The organism is Prochlorococcus sp. G5PB11, assembly GCF_059772425.1.
Genome location: NZ_CM186287.1, coordinates 921512 through 944088, shown reverse-complemented (window position 1 = coordinate 944088; position 22577 = coordinate 921512). Strand labels below are relative to the sequence as shown.

Here is a 22577-nt window from a genome sequence, read left to right as displayed (position 1 = left end):
TAGTTAATTTATAAATCCCGGGTTTAATCTAGTTAGATATTTTTATGAAAATCATTATTGCTGCAGAGATTTAGTTTGCTTAAATTACTTTGTACAAAGACTTTTTAACTCCGAAAAAGAAAATACTTGTCTATTTATTGCTGAACCTTTTGAAGATTCTTGATGTATAGCTCTGGAAGATAAAACCCAAGGTCCTCCTTTGAATAAAGGTATGAAAGTATCTTTGTAAAAGCTTTTTCCCTTTAAATCTTTTTTTGAAATTGGATCAAGATATTGGCTGGAATAACTCTTGCTTAAGTAGCCATTGCCAGTATGAAGGACATCCTCAGTGAGAATAATTATTAGATTCCCATGTATATGCCTATAAACCATTGTAACTATATCGTTTTTGACCCTATATTTGTCACCTTTGTTTTTCCCTCCAACTATAACTTCTAAGCCGATTTCATTTTTATCCCCAAAAGTAAAAGTATTTTTACCATGGGTTTGTTCAAATGATCTTCTCACTCGATGAATGGCAACTTCCCAAAGTTGTGAAGAAATGGCTTTGTTTATTTCTTCGTCATCTATATCTTGAACAGTAGCTTTTAAATCTTGTCCCAAGCAAAAGTACCCTTCTAATTTTCTTTTGCCATCTGTCCATGAACATCTTCCTTCATAACCAGAAAAATCTGATTCCCATGTGTATCTATTTTCATAGGCAGACTTAAATAGACGAGTACAATCTTCACCTGTCATTTCGTTGTTTAGCGCAAAACTTTATTTGTCAATTATTTTAGTCAATTAAAAATATTAATAAACTAAAAAATATATTTACGAAACACAAATTATTTATAATTATCTATAACTATTGTAATAAGCAATAAAAACAGATAAATGATTTTCCAAGATCTAATTTTTAATTCCATTTTTTTAAGGGTAAAAATTTTTTTGATAGTAGAGAGCATTCAAGATGGCAATCAAAAAAAAGATCGTCTGAATTGAAAACTATTTTTTTATATTATTAATAGATCTTTTATTAATTTGAAGATTATATGATACAAATCAACTCACATCATTTGACACAAAAAGGGCCTAAAGATTACTCGTTGTTTTTTGCTAAGGATTTTCTATTTTCTAGCTATGAAGTTCATCATTTTTATCGGGTTTTTCATCCCAGCCCCAGCTTCTTTTAATTTGTTTTAGTGATCGACCAGTTTTTCTTTGTTGAGCACTTAAGGGGATCCAACTCCAATCAATTAAAAGAGTAGCAGCGACTCCAAAAAGGACATGACCTATTAATACGCCTACAACATCAATGAGGGTGAGTGAATCTTGTCCAATCGAAGGGTCGTACAAATTTCTTATTGATTTAACTCTCAAATATCATAGTCATCTTTGATTGTGTCAAAGACAAAACAAGCACTCAGATTTTGTTTTTATATAGATTTTTCTAATGCACTTGATAATTTTTACTATTATGTTCGGTTGCCCACCATCAACAACATATGATGGTTCGTTACATTCCTTTACATATTCAATCCTTTCCAAATGACTCCTGAAGCAGAAAAGTTTAATGGTTGGGCAGCAATGCTTGGCTTCGTTGCAGCCTTTGGCGCATATGCAACAACCGGACAAATAATTCCTGGTATTTTCTAAATCTTAATCATGCAACCATCTAACAAGACAATCTTGGAAAGAAGCATCGGCAGACCAGCGATGATGGCTTTCGTACTTCTAACAGGTATCTACCTAACTACTGGCCAACTTATTCCTGGAGTTGTGTAATGACTGCGAAAGAAAACATCACAAGAAACATTGACCCTGAAAAGCTAACCGCAGAAAGGTTTAACGGGTATGCAGCGTTATTCGGTTGTATTGCTTTGATCGGTGCATATGCAACAACAGGCCAAATTATTCCTGGTTTTGTTTAACCGTCCAAAAGGTATCTAAATCGAGAACACATTATTGATGTTCTCAGATTTTAATCAGCAGTCATTGAAAATCGATCCATTGGCTGGTTGATCCAAAACAATTTATAAATTTTCTAAACAAAAAGCTCCTATTCATGGGAGCTTTTTGTTTAGAAGTAATATCTAGCATCGATGAACTTAAGGTTCATAGAAATATCCCCATTGATTGAATAAAACTGTGAAAAGCTGGATTATGAAGATATTCAATATAAAGTGCGATTAAGAATGCACCACCTAAGCAACTACTTGCAATTATTGATCCAAAAATAAAAACTTGTTTTTTATTTACATTTTGCTTCGTATCTACAAATACAAATCTCTTTGATCTTGATACAGTCATTTAAGTTTTATCAGTTACTTAATACCTAGCCATTACATGTCTTGATTATTTCCTGCTTAAGAATTTCTTTACGAAATCAGGTCCTCTGGGTAAACAGCTTGACAAGAAAATTCTTGAATATCTCCATTAGGTAAAAGTTGAGCAAATCTGGGTTCATCCATTCTTAATCCATTTTTTTCATCCTTATAACTCCATAACCATTTCTTGTCGGTGAAAGATATTTCACCGACCTTAAAAGATACTGGGAGCATAAGGTTGATATCGCGCCAATTAAGAACTATAAATGCTCCTTCATCAATATTGGAAATATCATCTGTTATTGAAAAATCTCCATTTAAGTTGTTTCTGATGACGGCAGTTAATCTGTTCCCATCGCAATCGAAACTTGGTGAAGGATTAAGAGTAATAAGTAAACTAAGGAACAATGAAATAAAAATCATTTACTTAAGAATGAGAGAATATTTCTGTGAAACCATATTATTTTTTATTTCCATCATAGTTGTTTTGTCTATGAAAAAGGAACTTATTTCATACTTGATTAGCGAATAAATTTGGTAAAGTAAATTAATGATCAGGCCTTTAAATCAAAAACTAAACAGATACTTATACCTACTCTACAAAAATTAGTTGAAGAATATATTGGGGAATTGCGCACTGAAGCAAAGCATTGCTTTTCAGGGTGTGTGATTCATACTAATGAACCCAAAGACCATGATGGCTAAGGAAAAGATTTTACCCCAACTGATTTGTTAGCATCTCCTTTGGGAACTTGTGTGATAACGATTATGGGTATTGAGGCAAAACATATAGGATCGGAACTTGGAAATATTCCTATTGATGTTTATAAAATAATGTCAAAAGATTGTCTGAGAAAAATAAATAACCTTACTTTAGAATTATATATATTCATCTGATATGGACTCTGAAAAGTATAAAATCCTTAAAAGAACTGCTCAAGATTGTTCCATAAAGCGTAAACTAGAGAACTCTATTTAGATTAAGTTGAATTGGCATCAAACAAAAATTGAAAAATAAGTAGATATATTATTGTTTTTTGATTTTCTGATTATTAAAAATCTCTTTAAGTGAGTTCCTTTTAAAGTTATTTAACCCGAGTAACAAACCTCCAATCAGGCCAGCATTCATTAGAACAGCTTTTGCTTGGAAAGGAGAAAAATGAAATACAAAGGTTGTTGGTACGATGAAGATTATTAGAAGATATGCGCCTAATTTTTGCTTGAATCCCGAGATGAAAAGGATCGAACCAAAAACCAAGCAAATGATTGCTAAAAGCAATAAATATGGGGCTAAAGTAAGAGGTATATTTTTATTTGATATAACCTCAACTGTCCTTTCGAAATTTAATATCTTACCAGGAATTGCATAAATAAATATAGCTGAGATTAATATTCTACCAATTAAATTTCTTGTTTGTTCAAAGTTCATTTGCTCAATATTAAGAGAAAAAATTAATGTTTAAGTTTTAATATACTATTATGTAATATTTATTTTGTTTTTGTGGATATTTCTCGATTTTTTAAATTTTGATTTTCAATTGTATTACTTGTTTGCTTGAGCAATCAAAATGCAAATCTATTGCTATGTTATTTTTAGATTGTTTTACTTTTAATAATGACAAGGGATTGTGACTCAGGTCCATCAATTTATAAGAAAGGTTCCTTCCACAATAAAATAGGAATGACATTACTTTGGATTTTTATATGCTTGGTCTTAATTCAAATTTTTATATTGATTATTAGTTGAATTACATTTCCATAATTCTTTAATATTAGATGAAGTATTAATTTATATAATATTTATTTATTAATAAATTGAATTGAATTTCAATTTTCTAAGTTTTGCTTTAATTATGATTCTTCTCAAAATTACTAATGCATCAGATGTAGTTGCCTCTAAAGCAGGTAAATTATTTGAGAAAATGACTCCAGAAATGATTGATCAGAAATTAGTAGAAAGCCAGGTTATTCAGCAGATGATTGATCAACTTCAACTAGAGGGCTTGAAAGGGGAGATCTCTAGTGTAAAAGGACTTGATATTAGTGAAGATAATTTGATAACTAAGAGTAGTTTTAAAATCAGGACTACAAAAACCTTTTAGATGAATAAATCAGTACTTACAAAATTTATATAAAAGCAAAATGGTCAAAAGCTAGATTTTGTAGATTAACTAGCAAGTCTCTTCTTGTCTTAAGTTTGGATTTTGCTTAAAGTTTTTAAGGTTTTCTTATGAAAACTTAATTATTTATTATTGAGAAGAGATTCGTTTTTATTACTGAGGATTACTTATTCTTAAAAGATATAGTTAGGGAAATGTTTTGGGTTTTGGTGCCCCAAAGATAAGCAAAGAAGAAGAGCGATTAAAAGCTCTTGCTGAATATCGAATATTAGGGACTGAACCTGAGCAATGTTATGACGACATAACGAAAATTGCTTCTTTGACTTGTGGAACTCCTATTTCTTTAATGAGTTTGGTTGATACAGATAAGCAATGGTTTAAATCAATGTGTGGGTTTGAGACGAAAGAAACATCAAGGGACGTTTCTTTTTGTGCTCATGCTATTGCTAGCCCTGAGCCGTTGATTGTTGAGGATGCTTTGTTGGATGAGCGATTTAAATCAAATCCTTTGGTGGTTGAAGAACCAAAAATTCGTTTGTATGCTGGTTTTCCATTGCAAACCCCCAATGATCAGCGAATAGGAACTCTATGCGTGATTGATAGAAAGCCTGGACATTTGTCTGGTCAACAGCATCAAATTATGGAGGCATTGTCTAGACAGGTTGTGACTTTATTAGAACTTCGTAAAAGATCTATTCGTCTTCTTGATGCTCTTACCCATATGCATAACACTGAGGGTATTTTAACAACATGTTCATATTGTAAAGAGGTTAGGGATTCTGATGGCGAGTGGCAGCACTTAGAAAAATACCTTTCAAAAATTGCAGATATTCGTTTTAGTCATGGTATTTGCGATTTATGCATGGAGAAGCATTTCCCTGATGTATTAGAAGTTTGGAGTGATGGCAAACTTAATTTAAATAGTAAGAAAAACAAGCCAGAATGCAAAAAAAGTAATTAGTTAACTAGAAAACCAGCTTATTTTAGTTAGTAGCTACTTAAACTATTGATGAACTGAACATTTAATTCTTTTAAAATTTATTTATAAAAAAAGATAAATATGATTGGTTTTATCGCGGCTATATCTGCAGTATTATCTTGGACTTTTGCGTGTTCTGTTTGGCGTAGAGAATCTAAAAACTTGCTACCTAGGCAAATCAATATTTATAAAAATGTTCTTGCTTCAATTTTCTTTTTGCCAGTTGCCCTAACAATAAATTGGTTTTCTGATTTAACTTCTATATTTGTTTTGATGATAAGTGGAATAGTTGGTATTTCTATAGGGGATACCTTGTATATAAATTCATTGAAAATAATAGGGACTAGAAAAACTCTCTCATTTGAAGCGCTAACACCAATAATTGCGACTATTTTAGGAACATTGAGTATTAATGAGATATATCCTCAAAGAGTATGGATAGGATCTCTAATTGTATCTTTTTCTTTATTGATGATTGTACGTCAAAACACATTTCAAAAAGAGGAAGCTAGCGAAACAAATATTCTTGGTATTCTGTGCGCATTGGGGTCGGTATTTTGTGCGGTTTTTGCAGCCTTATTATCAAGGATAATTTTGATCAGCTCTAAATTAACTCCATTACAAACAACTGAAATAAGACTTTTATCAGCATCGATATTTTTATTTTTTATTTTCAAAAAGGATTTTATTGAGCTTCTAAATAATAGATCAATAACTAAAAATAAGAATTCAAATTTAATTTTATCAACCTTACTTGGTACTAATTTTGGAATACTATTTCAACAAATAGTTTTTAAATTTTTGCCTATAGGTATTGGTTGGACTTTGTTAAGTCTTTCTCCTATTTTTGCGCTTTTTATTTCTAAGATAGAGGGAGATCAAATAAATAAATTAACAATTTTTTATTCTTTTTTATCTTTTTCTGGAGTTGCTATAGCTTTAATTTAGACCTCAAAGTAATCATTCTCTTGCCAATACTCATCTGGATCATCTTCGAAGTCGGGTGGATCTTCTAGTTCTCCTGGTTTCTCACCTAGTAGTATAAGTAATCCTTCTAAATATCTCATTTCTGAAGGATTATCTGATTTATCAAGGCGATCTTTTACTTTTTCTCCAACTTCAGGATCCCCTCTCTCAACTGCTTTTGTTAATAAATAAAGAGGATCTTTTTTGGGGTCTATTTCTTTCATTTTAATTAGAAACTATATATGAAAGTGACATACATTCTTTCATATATTCAAGATAAACTTCTATCAGTTGTACCTGGATAGAAAAGAGTATTTTGATCGAGATTAATTTCTGAGAACCTTGTAGGTTCCCAAAATAAATCTCTTGTAATTAAAAAACGAATATCTTTTTCTTTTAAAAATTTTTCATTAACAAGTTCTTGCAGTGCTTTTATCGGTATTTCTCCCCATTTGCTGGAATTAGTTAACCAATTATCCATTTCCCAAGCAGGTTCAGAATTTATTATTTGAAATCCAAAGGCTTTTTCTCTATCTTCTGATATCTCTGAAAGGAACCAGTCACCTACAATTCCATATAGGTGACAATAAATTAAATCATCAACCGAACCAATGCTTTCGCCTGATATGGACTTCATCAATTTAGCTGTTGACTCTGGAACGAGAACAAGTGGATTTTGGTTTTGTTCGGACAAAATAAGATATCCCTGTAATCCCTTTTTTAAAGGATTTTATACTTAATTATATTTTTTAAAAAGTACATTTAGTTCTTTTAATTTCTTATGTAATAACTTCCTAATATTTAACCTTCTTGGTCAGATTCTGTCGCTTTGAGAGCTTGCAAGGCCATATTTATATGGGCTCCCATAGCCCCAAAGGCTATCAGAGATTTAGGACTTCTGTTTTCAGTTAAAACTTTTTGTTCCTTGCTAATCATTAGTAGCAACTTTTTACTTGATTCTGTCCAGGCTTCAAGTAAATCAATCAATTCTTGACTTTCCTTCGATTTATTTTTGTCAGGGGTATCAAATGAAGATATATCTTTTCTGGCTCTGATTAAAAAGTCACTTAATTCCTTATGACTAATAGCATTTTGTGAGAACTGGTTGTTGTTCAAAGTGCAAATTCTAAGGAATACATTTAAATTATCATGGGGAAAATCTCCCCCAAGGGTGGATCTCCGACCAAATCTATTTGTTTTGGAAAAAATAGATCATTGAGTATCTCTATATTTTTTGACTAGTTCTTTAAAATGGTCACCTCTTTCTTCGTAGTTTTGATATTGATCAAAACTTGCGCAGGCTGGAGATAATAATATGCTTTTGGAAGCTTTTTCCCTGGCTAAATTAATAGAGGCTAGTGTCGCCTCTTCTAGATTGTGTTTGACAATGACTTCTCCTTTATAAGAAGAATCTAATAATGCTTTCTGTAAGTTTTTGGCACTAAGTCCAAATAAAACCACTCCGTTAGTAGATTGTTTTATTTGTTTTAACCACGGTAGATGATCTCCTTTCTTTTGTATGCCGCCAGCTAATAAAATTATCGGGGAGGGAATCGATTTTAAACCAGTTATTGAAGAGTCGAAATTAGTAGCTTTGCTGTCATTATAAAAACTTAAATTTTTTGTGATTCCTAAATATTCCAATCTATGGGGTACCGCTCTAAATGAATTTATGGCTGTAGCTATTGATGAATGATCAAGACCTATTTCTCTTGCTGCTGCTGTTACGAGTAAAAGGTTTTGCAAGTTATGTTTGCCGGGTAACTTAAGTATCGAGTTATGAAATAGTTGTTTGTGTTCTTCATAAATATAACCTTTTCGATCGATCCAGAATCTTGGATGATGATTATAGGATGATCTTTCCTCTATCCCAACCCATATTCCTTGAGGTAATTCTTTTCTTTTCCTAGATAAAGATTTGTCATCGGAATTATAAATCCGAATGGATGATTTTTCTAATAAACTTCGCTTGATTTTGAAATAAGTTTCTATATCACCATGTCTTTCTAAATGGTCAGGCGTAAATGTTGTCCATATGCCGATTGTCGGTTCTACTTTTGGAGAACCTTCAATTTGATAACTACTTAATTCTAAAACTAGCCAGTTCAAATGTTGGTGATTATTGTTTATACTTTCTAAGGCGATTTTAGATAATGCCTTTCCAATATTGCCTCCCATATCAGTATTTAAACCATTTGATTTTAGAACATGATTAAGCATATTTGTTACGGTGGTTTTGCCATTGGTGCCAGTAATAGCAATTGAAGGAACATGATTCAATCTTTCCCAAGCCACTTCTACTTCACCCTGAATATTGATGTTTTTGCTTCTTAATTCTTTTAGGACTTTATGTTCCCATTCTATTCCTGGACTTACAATTATAGTATCAATTTTACCTATCCAGGGCGTGAAATTATTAATATTAAGTTGTTCGTCTAGTAAGATAACATTGATTCCTTCTGTTTCTAGTTTATTAGATATACTTATTAATTTTTCATTTGTATTATTTTCTAACACTAAGACTTCCTTGCCTTCTGATTTAAGCAGCTTTGCTGCACTTATACCAGATTTGCCCAGTCCGAGGACAATATGGATTTGATTTGATTGTGTTTGTTTTGACAACTTAATTTAGATTTGAATGTAAATAGGTTTTTCTATTGGTAACTAGCTTAAGACGAATCTGCTTGCATAAAAATTTGACTACTATCTAATATAAAATATTTTTTTGCTTGCATTATTTTCATCCTTAAACAAAGATATTTACGCATTTTTACTACAGTGCTTACTGCCCTAAAGGTAAAAAATTAATAATAAATCTTGCAACTTGATTCTTGTAAGATTAAAGAATCATTAATACTTCTGGCTTTATTCTTTAAAAGTTGTTTTGATGCAAAGGAATTTGCTTCTGTTTAATGCCTGCAAACATTGATGGCGTGGAAATGTTAGAACTAAAAGAAAAGCAAGAATCAACTAATGGTGAGTATTCTTTAATTGGTGGAGGTGAGCAGAGTGAGAGTGAGATTACATGGATTAAGCTTCATCAAATGTTTGATAAGTAAAAATTTAAAATCTTTTCTATTACTTTTATTTATTCAAATATCTAAGCGAACAAAATTTGATTGATGGGCGATACTGGAATCGAACCAGTGACTCCTACCGTGTCAAGGTAGTGCTCTACCTCTGAGCTAATCGCCCTTGCGAATCGATTTAGGCCTCAATTGCTAAGTTCCTCAATGAAGTTAGCAGGCAATAGGACCTAATAATCATTGCCTTAGTAATTTGATTCTCCAGCGTTCCTTTTTTGTTTTATCTATATTTAGAATTTTAAGTGAACCTTTGTGCTCCAAGTGGATTAGGTCTCCAATTTTCAACGATTTACTGGGCTGATTATTCAGCTTCCAGTTAAGTCGCAAGCAGCCTTTCTTTATTTGAGTCGTTATTTTTGATCTCGATAAACCAAATCCTGCAGAGGCTATTGCGTCTATTCGTGTAGAGGCCTCAACTGTATTAATTATTTTTTCTGGTCTCTTAAAAGGGATCTCCATATCATTGAGATCTAACGCTTCGATTACTATTTCGACTTCTCGTAATTTGCCAATTTTTTGATGAATTAAATCTGCACATTTTTGCGAGCAAATGGCTTGGGCACCTCTATCTCTAATTAACCAAATGTCTCCAATTGCGCCTTCGTCTACTCCAAGCTCATGCAAGGTATCTCTAAAATCATTTTGTTTTGCTCTATCGAATAGGAAATTTCCTTTTAGATAAATACCTTTTATGGGAATATTTGAAGACGGAAAGTTGATTTCTTGTTCAGATCTTATGAAACATATTCTTTTACGTTCTGAACCAGGGAATCCCCCCTCAAAAAAGAGGGTTATATCACTTAAATTATTGAATTTTTTTTTAACTTCCTCCATTAATTGTGCTGAAACGAAAGGTGTCCATATATGTTTTCTCTCATTTAGAGCCTTTTCTGCGTAATCAAGTAAAACTTCTAGCTCTTCGCAAAAATTGCTATTTAATAGAATCTTTTGTTTAGGAAGATACATGAAAAGAGAATAAATTTCTCGTTTTATATTTTAATATTCTAAACCTTTCTTTTGAATTAATGCTTGATTTTGATAAATATAATATTAAATCTAGGGTTTAAACTGGTAACATTATTTTCCCTTGTTTAAATATTATTTAAGTTAGAATTACTCTTTGCCTATAGTTATAACTTCTAAGCTATCTATTTCTTTTAGAATTCCCCAAGGTGGTTCTATCTCTAGTGGTAATTCTAGAATTAACAGCCAACAACCTCCTTCGCTTTTTTTTCTAATAGCTCTTAAATCATCATTTGTTTCTTGGCTAATTCCCCCAGCCGAAAAAAAACTCCCTATGGCTCCTGAAATCATTCCTACTATGCCTCCTAAGAGCTTTTCTAATTGATTTGGGAACCCCATGTCTGCGAATGTTTTAAGATCTGTCATTTGAGAAAAGCTTAGACCTGCAATAAAACCAAAGGGAATCAACCATGATGCCAAAGTTTTTTGGCGATCCTTTCGAGCAAGAGTTGGATTCAGAAACTTGATATTATTAAAATTTGATTTATTGGCAAAAACTTCTTCAGATGTGTCTAGATTTGACTCCTCATCTTTAGATTGTTTATCCAATGGTTCTACAAGATCGCAATTAAGGATAGGTGTTTGAGCCTCTCTTAATTTGAGAAGTAACTCTTTTACTGGTTCCTTTTCTTTCGAGATGATTACGAATGTGGACACTAATTAGCTCCTTGAAATGTTTGGATATTCAATCCTGCTCAACATAATTCTGGCCAGCAGCAAATAGATCACTAAAGTTCAGATCGGCACGTTTATCGCCTTTAATGACGAAAGTTCTTGTTTCTGATCCAATTGATCAAGCAGGTATAGATATTCTTACTCAGGTTGCTCAGGTTGACCAAAAAGTAGGTCTTTCGATAGATGAGTTAAAGAATATTATTAGTGATTATGATGGTTTAATGATCCGTTCAGGAACTCAAGTTACCTCAGATGTGATTGCTGAGGCTAAGAAATTAAGAATCATTGGTAGAGCTGGAGTTGGGGTTGATAATGTTGATGTTCCAAGTGCTACTAAAAAGGGTGTATTAGTTGTAAATTCTCCTGGTGGAAACACGATTGCAGCAGCAGAACATGCTTTGGCAATGATTCTTTCATTATCTAGAAATATTCCTCAAGCACATGCAAGTATGTTTTCTGGAGGTTGGGATCGCAAAAAATATGTAGGGAATGAGCTCTATAAGAAAACTTTAGGAGTAGTTGGACTTGGCAAGATTGGATCTCATGTAGCAAAGGTCGCGAATGCAATGGGTATGGAAGTTATAGGATTTGATCCTTTCGTTTCAACTGAAAGAGCTCAGCAAATGCAGGTTCGATTAAGTGATATTGAAGAGTTGTTCAAGCAATCTGATTATGTAACCCTTCATCTTCCAAGGACACCTGATACAGAGAATTTAGTTGATATGGACCTTTTGAAAAAAATGAAACCAACTGCAAGATTGGTGAATTGTGCAAGGGGCGGAATTATTAATGAAAATGATTTAGCTAATGCATTAGTAGAAAATGTCATACAAGGTGCTGCAATCGATGTGTATGCAAAAGAACCTTTAGCTGAGAACTCCCCTCTACGCGCTGTAAAAAAAGGCTTGGTACTTACTCCTCATCTAGGTGCTTCAACTGTTGAGGCACAACAAAATGTAGCTATTGATGTTGCAGAACAAATTAGAGATGTTCTTTTGGGTTTGCCTGCACGCAGCGCGGTAAATATTCCTGGTCTAAGCGCAGAGATAATGGATAGTCTTAAACCACATTTAAAACTTGCGGAGACATTAGGATTATTAGTTAGTCAAATTTCAGGGGGACAGATTCAAAAATTAGAAGTTCGTTTGCAGGGAGAATTCGCTCAACATCCATCTCAGCCGCTAGTTATTGCTACTTTGAAGGGATTACTTACTAGTGCATTAGGAGATAAAATTAATTATGTAAACGCTTCATTGGAAGCAAAAGCACGCGGTATTGATGTCGTCGAAATTAAGGATGAATTGAGCCCAGAGTTTGCTCGAGGCTCTTTACAGTTGGATAGTTTTAGCGACAAAGGTGGACATAGCGTTTCTGGTACTGTTTTTGGTGATGGTGATCTCGGTATCACAAGTATTGATGAGTACCCGATAAATTTTGTGCCAAGTAGACATATGCTTTTTACGAGGCATAGGGACATGCCTGGAATTATTGGTCAGATAGGATCACTTCTTGGAAAATACAATGTTAATATTGCCTCAATGCAAGTAGGAAGAAGGATCGTTCGAGGTGAGGCAGTTATGGTTTTAAGTATCGATGACCCTATCCCATCTGAGTTGCTTGGCTCAATTCTTTCAATGCAAGGAATAAACGAAGCTCATTCTGTGACTTTATAATTTGTTAGTTGAGCAGAATACAGAGTTGAATAATTCTCAGATTATTTGGTTGAGATTGGAGCAAGAAATTGCAGTTGAGCTAGAAGATTCTTTTTATTGGCTGTTGAGCAAGCTAGATATTCATAGATTCTCTTTAGAGCATGATCCATCAAACAATTCCACTGAAAAACTGTTTGTATGGCTTCCTTTGAATGAATGGTTGGTTAAGGATCAAGAGATCTTAGTCCAATCATTTATTTCGTTAGCAAAACCTTTTGACTTGACTTTGCCTGCATGCAAATGGATAAAAGTGAAAGATGAAGATTGGAGCTTGAGTTGGAAAAAAAACTGGAAACCTGATCCCGTAGGACAATCAATCTTAATTTTGCCTGCATGGTTAGATGTCCCTGATCAATTTCTAGAACGAAAAATTATTCGTTTAGACCCAGGTAGTGCTTTTGGAACTGGTAGTCATCCTTCTACGCGTTTATGTATTGAATTCTTAGACAACGACCCTCCAGTAGGTCAAACTATCGCTGATTTGGGCTGTGGTAGTGGAATATTATCTTTAGCGGCATTGAAATTAGGTGCGGAGACCACCTTCTCTGTTGACACCGATTCTCTGGCAATATCCGCCACTAAAATTAATTCTGATTTAAACCATGTCCCTGAAGACCTCTTGAATGTTTACCTTGGTTCTATTGGTGAAGTCGAGACGAATATGCCCGAAAAAAAAATTGATTTAATTCTCTGCAATATCCTTGCACCTGTAATAAAATCTCTCGGTCCGAGTTTCGAAAAAATTATTAGTAATAAAGGTAAACTCATTCTATCTGGTTTATTAGTTGAACAAATTAAAGAACTTCAAGAATTCTTTTTTTCACTTGGTTGGCAAGTTCTTGAAATTAAGACAAAGGAACCATGGGCCTTACTCGTATTGACTCAAAACTTACCTTAAATTAAATAAATTCAAAATTGCCAAATTAACAACTTTCATGACGTCTTTTAAGATCACTTTTATTAATAAGTTAAGTGGTCTCAGAGAAATCATTGAGATCCCTGATGACAAATATATTCTTGATGCTGCCTGTGAACAAAAGATTCAGCTTCCTTATTCCTGTCGATCCGGAGCATGTTCAACTTGTGTCGCTAAATTAGAAAAAGGAGAGGTTGATCAACAGGATCAAAGTTTTTTAGACGATGATCAGATAAAAAAAGGTTATGTTTTGATTTGCGTTGCTTATCCCACTTCAGATTGCACAATTAGAACCCATGCTGAAGACGAAATATATTGATATTAATTTTTTCGCCAGATTTTTATCGATTAGCTTGCCAATTACCTTTTTTCTCGCCATTCTCTTGTTTATGTGCTCATGAGCGCAAATAAAATTATTTAGGGATTAATTGATTTCAGAAGTTTTGCCAACAGATAAAGCTCAAGGTCTTTTAGACCATGGTTCTATTCACTCAAGCATTGGAGGTCAATTTAGTTTTAGGGTTTTAGGCCCATGCTGTCGACTCTATGACCGTGAGGAATTACCTTGGCCCTGTTGCAGACTCTCATGGCGAAGTAAGGAACCCAGTTGGAGAAGAATTGGAAAAAGATTTGTCGCTGATATAGCTGCACAAAAATGCCCATCATATTCTGTTGAAATTATCCAACCAGGCGTTAAACCAACAAAAACAATCTTGACTTTATTTTCTCGTCGTTTAGATACCAATATTCAGGAATGGTGGTATAGCAAACATCCGCGCTCCAGAGATAGCTCAAATATTGCACCTCAACATCAAGAATTTAGAAAAATTGAAAACTCTTTTTCGATTTAAAGTGATGAAGATATGAAGCATTTCGCGCATAAGTACATACCATTTTTCAAATTTGAAGGATAATTGTAGGTAATTAAATTTCAACACAGGGATGAACTTCGACTATCACGCTGTTGCTTCTGCTGCTACCGCTGCTATTCCATTGGCTGCTGGAGCTGCTGGGGTTGGCTATTTTATATTGCGCCAAAAAGGTTTTGGCTTTGGCACCTCGCATTTGCTTGTGGGCCTGCCAATGTTTGCGGTTGGAGGAGCTGCAGCGGCTTTCTTCCTAATAACAAAGTGAAAAAGTTAGTTTTTAACCAATAAAAAAGGGGCCACTGGCCCCTTTTTTATTGGTTGTTAAATTTTGAATAAATTTAAGTACCTGGGTTGAAACCTTTCCCTTTGGTCGCAGGAACATATCCAGCAGCAGTAGTGCTACAACCAAGACTTTCGGCAGTGCTACCAGTAGCTACTTCACAAAGTTTTTTCTGTTGACTTCTATCTAATACAGCATCAGTAAAGTCAGCACCATCAATGGTTGCACCATCAAAAACACTCTTAAGCAACTCTGCACCAGTAAGCTTTACGTTTGTCAGGTTCGCATTATCAAACCTTGTAGCATAAGCAATAACATTGGTCATGTTTGCGCCTGTTAGATCAGAGTTCTTCAAAGTTGAGACACTGAAATAAGCCCCAGTGAAATTCGCCCCACCAAGATCTTTTCCTGATAAGTCGTATTTTACATACTCTGTATTTTGTAAGTCCTTACCAGCCAAGCTTGGATCTAAGCTATCCACTGAAGAAGGATCGCTGGGATACAGGGCACTTACAGAAAGAGGACTAATAATGAGACTTGCAAGCACAGGTATCAAGACAAATAGTCTTGAAAGGGACCGTTTAAGGGAAGAAATAAGAGAATCCATTAATAACGCCAGCGATTAAAGAAGCACCAAACTCGACTATTGTTTCATGTAGAGGCATTTCATAGGCAAGGGATCAAGAACTGTTGCAGCGTTTCTTTATATCAATTTGCAAAAAGTCTTTCGCCAACTGAGTATTTGGAAAAATTGCTTTTGCTTCATTAAGCAAATCATTAGGACTTGTTTCATTCCCAGGGGTATATCTCGGGCTCAAATGAGTCAAAATCAATTGATTTACGTTCGCTTTTGCAGCAACTTGAGCTGCCATGGTGGCAGTTGAATGTCCACGTTCATAAGCCATGTCAGTTTCTTTATGAGAATAAGTTGATTCATGGATTAGGAGGTCGGCTTCTCTAGAAATCTCAATTGCTGATTCTGTGTAAACAGTATCTGTGCAATAAACGATGCTTACCCCAGGCCTAGCAGGACCGCAGAATTCTTTTCCATAAAAAATGCGACCATCCTCCAATCTCACTTCTTCACCACGCTGAAGGGCGGCGTATACGGGGCCAGGAGGTATCTTTTTTGATGTTGCTTTATCTATATTGAATCTACCTGGTCTGGCTTTCTGGTTCACCCTGTAAGCAAAAGAGGGGATTCGATGCTTAAGAGGAGCAACTTTTACTTCTAAATTGGAATCTTCAAATAAAATTTCTTTTTGAAAAGCAGAATTTTCTACTCTATGGAATTTTAATGAGTAAGCCAATCTGCTTGAACTGTTATACAAGCAAGCATCAATAAAATTTTTAAGAGGTGCTGGTCCATAAAGCTCAATTCCAGAGCTGCTTCCAGCCAACCCAATACTTGATAAAAGTCCTGGTAGGCCATACACATGATCACCATGCATATGAGTTATGAATATTTTTTTTATTTGAGATAATTTAAGGTTGCTTCTTATGAATTGATGTTGAGTACCTTCACCACAATCAAACAACCACAAATCTGATCTTTGTGGAGGCTTTAGTACCATCGCTGATACGTTTCTAGTTAGAGTTGGAACTCCTGAGCTTGTTCCTAGAAAAGTGACTTGCAAGTTTCTCCTCTTTAGTACATGGTGCCATTCAAAGCTTTGACCACTGGTAGATCTTCTATCTTATAGGCAGAATTAGTACCTAAATTCAATTTTTATTGTGAGCACGTCACCTAAAAGTAGTAAGGGATGGGCCATGATTTTTTTAGCTATATTTTTCATTTCCCCATTAAAGTCAATTGCTGCTAAAGATCCAGTAATTAGAGTCTTAATTGGTCAAGAAAAAAAGGTAAGATTTAGAGCAGATGGTGCCAAATCTTTTTTTGTTAAAGGGATTTCTTCTAAACAAAGATCTATTAAATCTATAAATATAATTTACGATAATGGCAATGTTAACTATTCTATAAACAACAATAAAAATTCTTGGTTTGAATTACCAAAGAACTTTAATTTAATAATCAAAAATAATGATGATAGAGGGATTTGGTATAAAAATAGAAGATATGCGGGAGACTTAAGAATTTCTTTGAATGATCAGAATTTGCAAATAATAAATTCTTTAAACTTAGAGAAATATTTAAAAAGTGTTGTCGGTAGTGAAATGCCTAGAGAATTTCCACTTGCAGCACTTCAAGCTCAAGCAATAGCAGCTAGGACTTATGCTTTAAAACTTTTAGACGAGAATCAATCCTTTGATATTCATTCAACTCAAGAAAGTCAAGTTTATTTAGGACTTGAAGCTGAAACAGCAAAAATAAATAGAGCAGTCAAAAGTACAAGGTCACTTGCTTTGTTTTATAAAAATAAACTTATAGAGGCAGTTTTTCATAGTAGTTCTGGTGGGAGGACTGAGAATAGTGGAACAGTTTGGAAGTATCAATTACCTTATTTAAAAAGTGTTATTGACTATGATCAAGACGGTGAAAAGTATAGATGGAGTAATAAATTTACTTCAGGTGAGTTAGACAAGATCTTTCCTGACTTGGGTGGAGTAAACAGTATACAAATTATTAACAAAAGTAGTACCGATAGAGTCTTGAAAATTAAACTTTACGGATTGAATGGGAGCAAGTATATCTCTGGGAAAAACTTAAGAAAAAGATTACAATTGCTTAGTACTAAATTTGATGTTTATTTAAAATATAAACAAAGCAATTTAGATAATAAATTGAATCTTTATAATAAAGTTTTCAATGATATAGCACCTCAACCTCTTCCGGAGATTCCAAAAGATTATTTCTTATTAGTCAGAGGTTATGGCGCTGGGCATGGGGTAGGAATGAGCCAATGGGGTGCTAGGGCTATGGCTGAAAGAGGATCAAGTTTTCGTGAAATCCTTAAACATTATTATACGGGAGTACAAATAAAAACTTATTAGGTAAATATTAATAGTTATAGATTAATATTATAAGTTTTATATTTTATGAGTTTAACCAATTGCATTAAAAACAACCTTAGGCTTAATTGTATAACTTTCATCTAAAACTGCTATCCCAAGTATTTTATTTTCAATATCTAATACTAAAATATTATTAATATTACTATTTTCAATTTCTTTGTTCTTAGATAACTTTAAACGTTTTATATTATTTTGAAAACTTATCTTTCTTCCTGAGCGCCAACTAAGAATCTCTTCTTCAGAAATTAATTTAAAAGAAGAAAGATGTTCAAAAAAAATATTAGGGTTAAGAACTTTAGGTTTATTTTTTTCTGGATAAAATTCTGATTTCTCAGGAAGTAGTACTGATTGATTCTCGTTAAAATTATAAGCTTTGGTGCGTCTCAACTTTTTCAAATGACCACCGCATCCAATTTTATCTCCTATATCTCTAGCCAAGGATCTAATGTATGTTCCTGCTGAGCAGTCAACGTCAACTAATAACTCACCATTACTTGGTGACCAGCTTATTAAATTTAATTTGTTTATGGTTATTTTTTTAGGTTTTAAATCAAATTTTTCTCCTTTTCTTGCTTTCTTATAAGCTCTCTCTCCTTTTACATGAACACTAGAGAAAATAGGGGGCTTTTGTAATATCTCGCCTCTGAAATTATCTAGTATACGATCTATATCATTTTTGCTAATTAATGGCAAAATTTTTGATTCTATGATTTCTCCTTGCATATCATCAGTATTCGTAGTAATCCCCAACTGAATGATTCCTGTATAGGCTTTAGAGCCTTGTAAATAAGGGATTAATCTTGTCGCATCACCTATTGCTATTGGTAGCACACCAGTAACTGAGGGATCTAGGGTTCCACTATGTCCAATTTTTTTGATATCAAATACTTTTCGAAGTCTATTCACGCAATCATGAGAAGTAAGCCCAGCAGGCTTATCAATGACAACAAATCCAAAAGGCTTTTCCAAAATTAATATTGTAGGTTGAGGCTCACGTAAAAAGATTGTTCAAGTAACCCTGAACATTTAAAGTTATAACTCAGTGTGTTCAGTGAGCCAAATAATATGACCAATTTAGATCTAAGTATTTCCTGCTTCCTTAAAGATGGCTTTAATTTAAAAAAACACCTTATTGATTTCCTTCATATAAATAATGATCAACTAGATCAAAGGTTAATTAACGGTGTTCATGATTTAGCGGCTCTGCATCCAGGAGCGTTTACTGAGAAAAATGCAGGTGATTTTTATGAGGCAGAAGTTGGAGATGCTCATTTGATAGACCTTGCATCTTGGCATTTAAATAGTTCTAATTACATAGCTGATACTCTTCGTTTACAACAAAATTTTGCCTCTGGAAAAGTTTTGGATTTTGGCGGGGGTATTGGTACGCATGCTCTGGCTGCATCATTTTTGCCAGATGTTGAACATGTTTGGTTTGTGGATCTTAATCCTCAAAACCGTAGTTTTGTAGAACATAGATCTAAGGAATTGGGTATAGAAAATAAGATTTCAGTTTTTAGAGATTTAGAAAGCACCTCTGATGTGATTTTTGATTCTCTTATTTGTTTGGATGTTTTAGAACATCTTCCAGATCCAGCAAAACAATTGAGAATATTTTTGGAAAAACTTTCTCCAGAAGGGATAGCTCTACTGAATTGGTATTTTTATAAAGGTAAAAACGGAGAATATCCATTCCATTTTGATGATCCTACTCTTATTGAGAATTTCTTTTCAACCTTACAATTAAACTTCTTAGAAGTGTTTCATCCTTTTTTAATTACTACTCGAGCTTACAAACCTTTAAAAAAATAAACTAAACAGCTTTAGCAGTGGATATATTGATTCTTTTTCTATTCCTTAACCCTCTTCGGATACTTTCAAAATGAACTGAACCATCAGCTAGGGCGAAAAGAGTATCATCTTTTCCTCTTCCTACATTAATCCCTGGAAGTATGGATGTCCCTCTTTGGCGAATGAGAATAGACCCCGCAGTTACTTTTTCACCACCATAAGCTTTTACACCAAGTCTTTTGGAGTTTGAGTCTCTCCCATTCCTTGTTGATCCAGTCCCTTTCTTATGAGCCATGATTTATGAAATCTTTTAATTTAATTTCTAAGATTCTACTTTAGCAGTAGTAGTTTTGGTGTCTTTTGTCTCTTTAGATTTTTTGGTTTTTGATCCTACTGATATTGATTGAACTAAAACTCTTGTTAGCTCTTGACGATGTCCATTTTTTCTTCTTGTCTTTTTCTTTGGTCTCATTTTATAAACTATTATTTTTGGACCTCTTCTATGCTCTAAGACTTTAATTTCTACTTTCGCATCTTTTACATAAGGTTTCCCAAGCTTTAAATCTTTCCCATCGTTAAGCAGAAGCACTTTCTCAAGAGTCAATACATCATTAACTTCTGCATGGCATCTGTCTAAATCGTAATAACGGTTGGGTTGAAGCCAAAATTGTTTTCCTGAGGCTTCAACTATCGCGTAAGTTTTATCTTGTGGAGTGTTCTTTGTGGGAGTTGATTTTTTATCAGCCATGATTATTGGTGACACGTTAAGGCTCGAAATAAAATAAAAAGGGTTTCCTTCTTTTAATCGATTAAGCCTTAATCGTAATCGAAAAACAAACTAACATTCTGGCTTTTTGTTGGTTACTTAGTCAAGATCTAAGTAGGGCAAATGTTCTATTGATTTTTAAGAGGTTTTTAAATGAGTGCAAGAAAGACATATATCCTTAAGCTCTACGTGGCTGGGAATACTCCCAACTCTATGAGGGCTTTGAACACTTTGAGAGAAATCCTAGAAAGTGAATTTAAAGGTGTCTATGCTCTTAAAGTTATTGATGTTTTAAAAAGTCCTCAATTAGCCGAGGAAGATAAAATCCTTGCAACGCCAACTTTATCTAAGATATTACCCCCACCTGTCCGAAGAATCATTGGCGACCTTTCAGATAGAGAAAAGGTGCTAATTGGATTGGACCTTTTGTATGATGAACTTTCAGATCAGGAAATGTTTTACTCTTCTGATAAATAATTTAGCTAATTAAACAAGAAGTAAATGAATTCTTAAGCCCAACCGATAACTAAGCAATTTTTAGAATTTGTTGATTATGTTTTAAACATAACAGCTTTAAGCGTTCTTCAATAGAAAAATTCGATCAAACATGCATGTTCAAAAACTCCCCACTGGGATCGAGGGCTTTGATGATATTTGTCATGGTGGGTTGCCTAATGCACGCAGCACGTTAGTTAGCGGAACATCAGGGACTGGTAAAACAGTTTTTTCTCTGCAATATCTTCATCATGGAATATGTAATTTTGATGAACCTGGGATTTTTGTTACTTTTGAAGAATCACCTCTAGACATTGTTCGAAATGCCGCAAGTTTTGGTTGGGATTTACAAGAATTAATTGACCAAAATAAACTTTTTATTTTAGATGCATCTCCAGACCCAGAAGGACAAGATGTGGCTGGAAGTTTTGATTTGTCTGGGTTAATTGAAAGGATTAGTTATGCCATTAGAAAGTTCAAAGCTAAGAGAGTGGCTATAGATTCAATGACAGCAGTTTTTCAACAATATGATGCTATTTATGTTGTTAGAAGAGAGATTTTTCGGCTAATCGCAAGACTAAAAGAAATAGGAGTTACTACTGTTATGACCACTGAAAGAATAGATGAATATGGTCCAATTGCTAGATATGGAGTTGAAGAATTTGTTTCTGACAATGTTGTGATTTTAAGAAATGTTTTAGAAGCAGAGAAGAGGAGAAGAACTGTAGAAATTTTGAAATTAAGAGGAACTACTCATATGAAGGGAGAATTCCCTTTCACAATGGGTCCCCAAGGAATAGTTGCATTTCCTTTAGGTGCAATGAGATTGACTCAAAGGTCATCAAATATTCGCATAAGTTCTGGTGTCCCTGATTTGGATGAAATGTGTGGAGGAGGATATTTTCAAGATTCAATTATTCTTGCAACTGGTGCAACTGGTACTGGGAAAACCATGTTGGTTTCTAAGTTTGTTGAAGATGCGTATAAACATAAAGAACGAACAATCCTTTTTGCATATGAAGAATCAAGAGCTCAACTACTGAGGAATGCAACTAGTTGGGGGATTGATTTTGAAAAAATGGAAGCTGATGGATTACTGAAGATTATTTGTGCTTATCCAGAGTCAACTGGGTTGGAAGATCATCTGCAAATTATTAAATCCGAGATTAGTGACTATAAACCTTCCAGGATGGCAATCGATTCATTATCTGCATTGGCAAGAGGTGTAAGCTTAAATGCATTTAGACAGTTCGTTATTGGAGTAACTGGTTATGCAAAACAAGAAGAAATAGCAGGATTCTTTACTAATACTGCAGAAGAATTTATGGGAAGCCACTCGATTACTGATTCCCATATTTCGACGATAACTGATACTATTTTGCTTTTACAGTATGTAGAAATAAGAGGGGAAATGGCAAGAGCAATAAATGTTTTTAAGATGCGGGGATCATGGCATGACAAAAGAATACGTGAATATATTATTACTAATGAAGGCCCTGAGATTAAAGATTCATTCTCTAATTTTGAACAAATTTTTAGTGGAGCCCCTCATCGAATTAATCCTGAAGAGCAAATTCCTGGTGTTTTTAAAACCATTGAAATGAAAGAAGAGTGATT

The 22577-nt window shown here is 33.9% G+C and carries 32 protein-coding genes and 1 tRNA gene; 16 read left to right on the top strand and 17 right to left on the bottom strand.

The annotated features are described in order from the left end of the window. Positions 1–84: 84 nt before the first annotated feature. Together AC6EI0_RS05760 and AC6EI0_RS05755 are read right to left on the bottom strand one after the other, a co-directional pair. Entirely contained in the window at positions 85–738 is a 654-nt protein-coding gene (locus AC6EI0_RS05760; RefSeq protein ID WP_498523472.1) for a DUF3386 domain-containing protein, read from the bottom strand. Between the two features lie 378 nt (positions 739–1116). Next, positions 1117–1338, bottom strand: coding sequence for a hypothetical protein (locus AC6EI0_RS05755; protein WP_498523471.1), 222 nt, complete (start codon positions 1336–1338; stop codon positions 1117–1119). 192 nt (positions 1339–1530) lie between these two features. Between AC6EI0_RS05755 and AC6EI0_RS05750 the strand changes: the two genes are divergently transcribed. Genes AC6EI0_RS05750 through AC6EI0_RS05740 form a run of 3 tightly spaced genes read left to right on the top strand, consistent with a single transcriptional unit; the run spans position 1531 to position 1913 of the window. After that, complete coding sequence (locus AC6EI0_RS05750) at positions 1531–1638, top strand: high light inducible protein (protein ID WP_011125327.1); 108 nt, start codon at positions 1531–1533, stop codon at positions 1636–1638. A gap of 9 nt (positions 1639–1647) precedes the next feature. After that, the gene (locus tag AC6EI0_RS05745) at positions 1648–1767 is read left to right on the top strand and encodes a high light inducible protein (RefSeq protein ID WP_011294968.1); all 120 of its coding nucleotides are present in this window, start codon (positions 1648–1650) and stop codon (positions 1765–1767) included. Next, complete coding sequence (locus tag AC6EI0_RS05740) at positions 1767–1913, top strand: high light inducible protein (protein WP_498523470.1); 147 nt, start codon at positions 1767–1769, stop codon at positions 1911–1913. Before AC6EI0_RS05745 ends, AC6EI0_RS05740 begins: the two co-directional genes overlap by 1 nt. Before the next feature lie 184 nt (positions 1914–2097). On the opposite strand, the gene AC6EI0_RS05735 is transcribed toward AC6EI0_RS05740, so the two are convergent. The 3 genes from AC6EI0_RS05735 to AC6EI0_RS05725 form a co-directional block, all read right to left on the bottom strand. Then, a complete protein-coding gene (locus AC6EI0_RS05735) occupies positions 2098–2292 on the bottom strand; it encodes a hypothetical protein (protein ID WP_498523469.1) in 195 nt (64 codons plus the stop codon). A 68-nt stretch (positions 2293–2360) separates the two neighbouring features. Next, positions 2361–2732 carry a DUF8671 domain-containing protein gene (locus AC6EI0_RS05730; protein ID WP_498523468.1) on the bottom strand — a complete coding sequence of 124 codons (372 nt, stop codon included), beginning with the start codon at positions 2730–2732 and terminating at the stop codon, positions 2361–2363. Positions 2733–3336: 604 nt separating this feature from the next. Next, positions 3337–3738 (bottom strand): DoxX family protein, encoded by a 402-nt coding sequence (locus tag AC6EI0_RS05725; protein ID WP_498523466.1) that lies wholly within the window; start codon positions 3736–3738, stop codon positions 3337–3339. 424 nt (positions 3739–4162) lie between these two features. On the opposite strand from AC6EI0_RS05725, the gene AC6EI0_RS05720 reads away from it, so the two are divergent. From AC6EI0_RS05720 to AC6EI0_RS05710, 3 genes are all read left to right on the top strand, one after another. Next, complete coding sequence (locus AC6EI0_RS05720) at positions 4163–4411, top strand: DUF8653 family protein (protein WP_498523465.1); 249 nt, start codon at positions 4163–4165, stop codon at positions 4409–4411. A gap of 217 nt (positions 4412–4628) precedes the next feature. Then, the gene (locus AC6EI0_RS05715) at positions 4629–5390 is read left to right on the top strand and encodes a GAF domain-containing protein (protein WP_498523464.1); all 762 of its coding nucleotides are present in this window, start codon (positions 4629–4631) and stop codon (positions 5388–5390) included. A 99-nt stretch (positions 5391–5489) separates the two neighbouring features. Further along, entirely contained in the window at positions 5490–6356 is an 867-nt protein-coding gene (locus AC6EI0_RS05710) for an EamA family transporter (protein WP_498523462.1), read from the top strand. Here the strand turns inward: AC6EI0_RS05710 and AC6EI0_RS05705 are convergent. The 4 genes from AC6EI0_RS05705 to murD all read right to left on the bottom strand — a co-directional run bounded on the left by AC6EI0_RS05705 (position 6353) and on the right by murD (position 8996). After that, on the bottom strand, positions 6353–6598 hold the full coding sequence (locus AC6EI0_RS05705; protein ID WP_498523460.1) for a hypothetical protein: 246 nt from the start codon (positions 6596–6598) through the stop codon (positions 6353–6355). The genes AC6EI0_RS05710 and AC6EI0_RS05705 overlap by 4 nt on opposite strands. Before the next feature lie 47 nt (positions 6599–6645). Then, a complete protein-coding gene (locus AC6EI0_RS05700; protein ID WP_498523459.1) occupies positions 6646–7068 on the bottom strand; it encodes a hypothetical protein in 423 nt (140 codons plus the stop codon). A gap of 107 nt (positions 7069–7175) precedes the next feature. Continuing rightward, positions 7176–7490, bottom strand: a complete 315-nt coding sequence (locus tag AC6EI0_RS05695; protein ID WP_498523457.1) for an MATH domain-containing protein — start codon at positions 7488–7490, stop codon at positions 7176–7178. 96 nt (positions 7491–7586) lie between these two features. Then, positions 7587–8996, bottom strand: a complete 1410-nt coding sequence (gene murD / locus AC6EI0_RS05690; RefSeq protein ID WP_498523456.1) for a UDP-N-acetylmuramoyl-L-alanine--D-glutamate ligase — start codon at positions 8994–8996, stop codon at positions 7587–7589. A gap of 290 nt (positions 8997–9286) precedes the next feature. Between murD and AC6EI0_RS05685 the strand changes: the two genes are divergently transcribed. Beyond that, positions 9287–9433, top strand: coding sequence for a hypothetical protein (locus AC6EI0_RS05685; RefSeq protein ID WP_498523455.1), 147 nt, complete (start codon positions 9287–9289; stop codon positions 9431–9433). A gap of 64 nt (positions 9434–9497) precedes the next feature. On the opposite strand, the gene AC6EI0_RS05680 is transcribed toward AC6EI0_RS05685, so the two are convergent. From AC6EI0_RS05680 to AC6EI0_RS05670, 3 genes are all read right to left on the bottom strand, one after another. Continuing rightward, a tRNA-Val gene (locus tag AC6EI0_RS05680) sits at positions 9498–9569 on the bottom strand. Between the two features lie 68 nt (positions 9570–9637). Then, a complete protein-coding gene (locus AC6EI0_RS05675; protein ID WP_498523454.1) occupies positions 9638–10426 on the bottom strand; it encodes a photosystem II electron transport protein, Sll1252 family in 789 nt (262 codons plus the stop codon). Positions 10427–10573: 147 nt separating this feature from the next. After that, on the bottom strand, positions 10574–11140 hold the full coding sequence (locus tag AC6EI0_RS05670) for a hypothetical protein (RefSeq protein ID WP_498523453.1): 567 nt from the start codon (positions 11138–11140) through the stop codon (positions 10574–10576). 104 nt (positions 11141–11244) lie between these two features. Between AC6EI0_RS05670 and serA the strand changes: the two genes are divergently transcribed. From serA to AC6EI0_RS05645, 5 genes are all read left to right on the top strand, one after another. After that, the gene (serA, locus tag AC6EI0_RS05665; protein ID WP_498523452.1) at positions 11245–12831 is read left to right on the top strand and encodes a phosphoglycerate dehydrogenase; all 1587 of its coding nucleotides are present in this window, start codon (positions 11245–11247) and stop codon (positions 12829–12831) included. A gap of 25 nt (positions 12832–12856) precedes the next feature. Continuing rightward, complete coding sequence (gene prmA, locus AC6EI0_RS05660; protein WP_498523450.1) at positions 12857–13768, top strand: 50S ribosomal protein L11 methyltransferase; 912 nt, start codon at positions 12857–12859, stop codon at positions 13766–13768. A 37-nt stretch (positions 13769–13805) separates the two neighbouring features. Continuing rightward, positions 13806–14105, top strand: a complete 300-nt coding sequence (locus AC6EI0_RS05655; protein ID WP_498523449.1) for a 2Fe-2S iron-sulfur cluster-binding protein — start codon at positions 13806–13808, stop codon at positions 14103–14105. A 109-nt stretch (positions 14106–14214) separates the two neighbouring features. After that, positions 14215–14637: a DUF8632 family protein gene (locus tag AC6EI0_RS05650; RefSeq protein WP_498523448.1), complete on the top strand. Its 423-nt coding sequence runs from the start codon at positions 14215–14217 to the stop codon at positions 14635–14637. A 91-nt stretch (positions 14638–14728) separates the two neighbouring features. After that, entirely contained in the window at positions 14729–14920 is a 192-nt protein-coding gene (locus AC6EI0_RS05645) for a hypothetical protein (RefSeq protein WP_158467090.1), read from the top strand. Between the two features lie 73 nt (positions 14921–14993). Here the strand turns inward: AC6EI0_RS05645 and AC6EI0_RS05640 are convergent, their stop codons facing one another. Both AC6EI0_RS05640 and rnz read right to left on the bottom strand, forming a co-directional pair. After that, the gene (locus tag AC6EI0_RS05640; protein WP_498523447.1) at positions 14994–15542 is read right to left on the bottom strand and encodes a pentapeptide repeat-containing protein; all 549 of its coding nucleotides are present in this window, start codon (positions 15540–15542) and stop codon (positions 14994–14996) included. Positions 15543–15615: 73 nt separating this feature from the next. Continuing rightward, entirely contained in the window at positions 15616–16572 is a 957-nt protein-coding gene (gene rnz, locus AC6EI0_RS05635) for a ribonuclease Z (protein ID WP_498523446.1), read from the bottom strand. Positions 16573–16669: 97 nt separating this feature from the next. Between rnz and AC6EI0_RS05630 the strand changes: the two genes are divergently transcribed. Further along, positions 16670–17887, top strand: coding sequence for a SpoIID/LytB domain-containing protein (locus tag AC6EI0_RS05630; protein ID WP_498523445.1), 1218 nt, complete (start codon positions 16670–16672; stop codon positions 17885–17887). Positions 17888–17938: 51 nt separating this feature from the next. On the opposite strand, the gene truB is transcribed toward AC6EI0_RS05630, so the two are convergent. Then, entirely contained in the window at positions 17939–18877 is a 939-nt protein-coding gene (truB, locus tag AC6EI0_RS05625) for a tRNA pseudouridine(55) synthase TruB (RefSeq protein ID WP_498523444.1), read from the bottom strand. A 96-nt stretch (positions 18878–18973) separates the two neighbouring features. Between truB and AC6EI0_RS05620 the strand changes: the two genes are divergently transcribed. Next, positions 18974–19720: a class I SAM-dependent methyltransferase gene (locus tag AC6EI0_RS05620; protein WP_498523443.1), complete on the top strand. Its 747-nt coding sequence runs from the start codon at positions 18974–18976 to the stop codon at positions 19718–19720. 1 nt (position 19721) lies between these two features. On the opposite strand, the gene rpmA is transcribed toward AC6EI0_RS05620, so the two are convergent. Together rpmA and rplU are read right to left on the bottom strand one after the other, a co-directional pair. Next, entirely contained in the window at positions 19722–19994 is a 273-nt protein-coding gene (gene rpmA / locus AC6EI0_RS05615) for a 50S ribosomal protein L27 (protein WP_498463401.1), read from the bottom strand. Positions 19995–20021: 27 nt separating this feature from the next. Further along, on the bottom strand, positions 20022–20447 hold the full coding sequence (gene rplU, locus AC6EI0_RS05610) for a 50S ribosomal protein L21 (RefSeq protein ID WP_498519772.1): 426 nt from the start codon (positions 20445–20447) through the stop codon (positions 20022–20024). Between the two features lie 171 nt (positions 20448–20618). On the opposite strand from rplU, the gene kaiB reads away from it, so the two are divergent. Together kaiB and kaiC are read left to right on the top strand one after the other, a co-directional pair. Then, the gene (gene kaiB / locus AC6EI0_RS05605) at positions 20619–20942 is read left to right on the top strand and encodes a circadian clock protein KaiB (RefSeq protein ID WP_498463399.1); all 324 of its coding nucleotides are present in this window, start codon (positions 20619–20621) and stop codon (positions 20940–20942) included. Between the two features lie 130 nt (positions 20943–21072). Next, the gene (kaiC, locus tag AC6EI0_RS05600; RefSeq protein ID WP_498519771.1) at positions 21073–22575 is read left to right on the top strand and encodes a circadian clock protein KaiC; all 1503 of its coding nucleotides are present in this window, start codon (positions 21073–21075) and stop codon (positions 22573–22575) included. Positions 22576–22577: the final 2 nt, after the last annotated feature.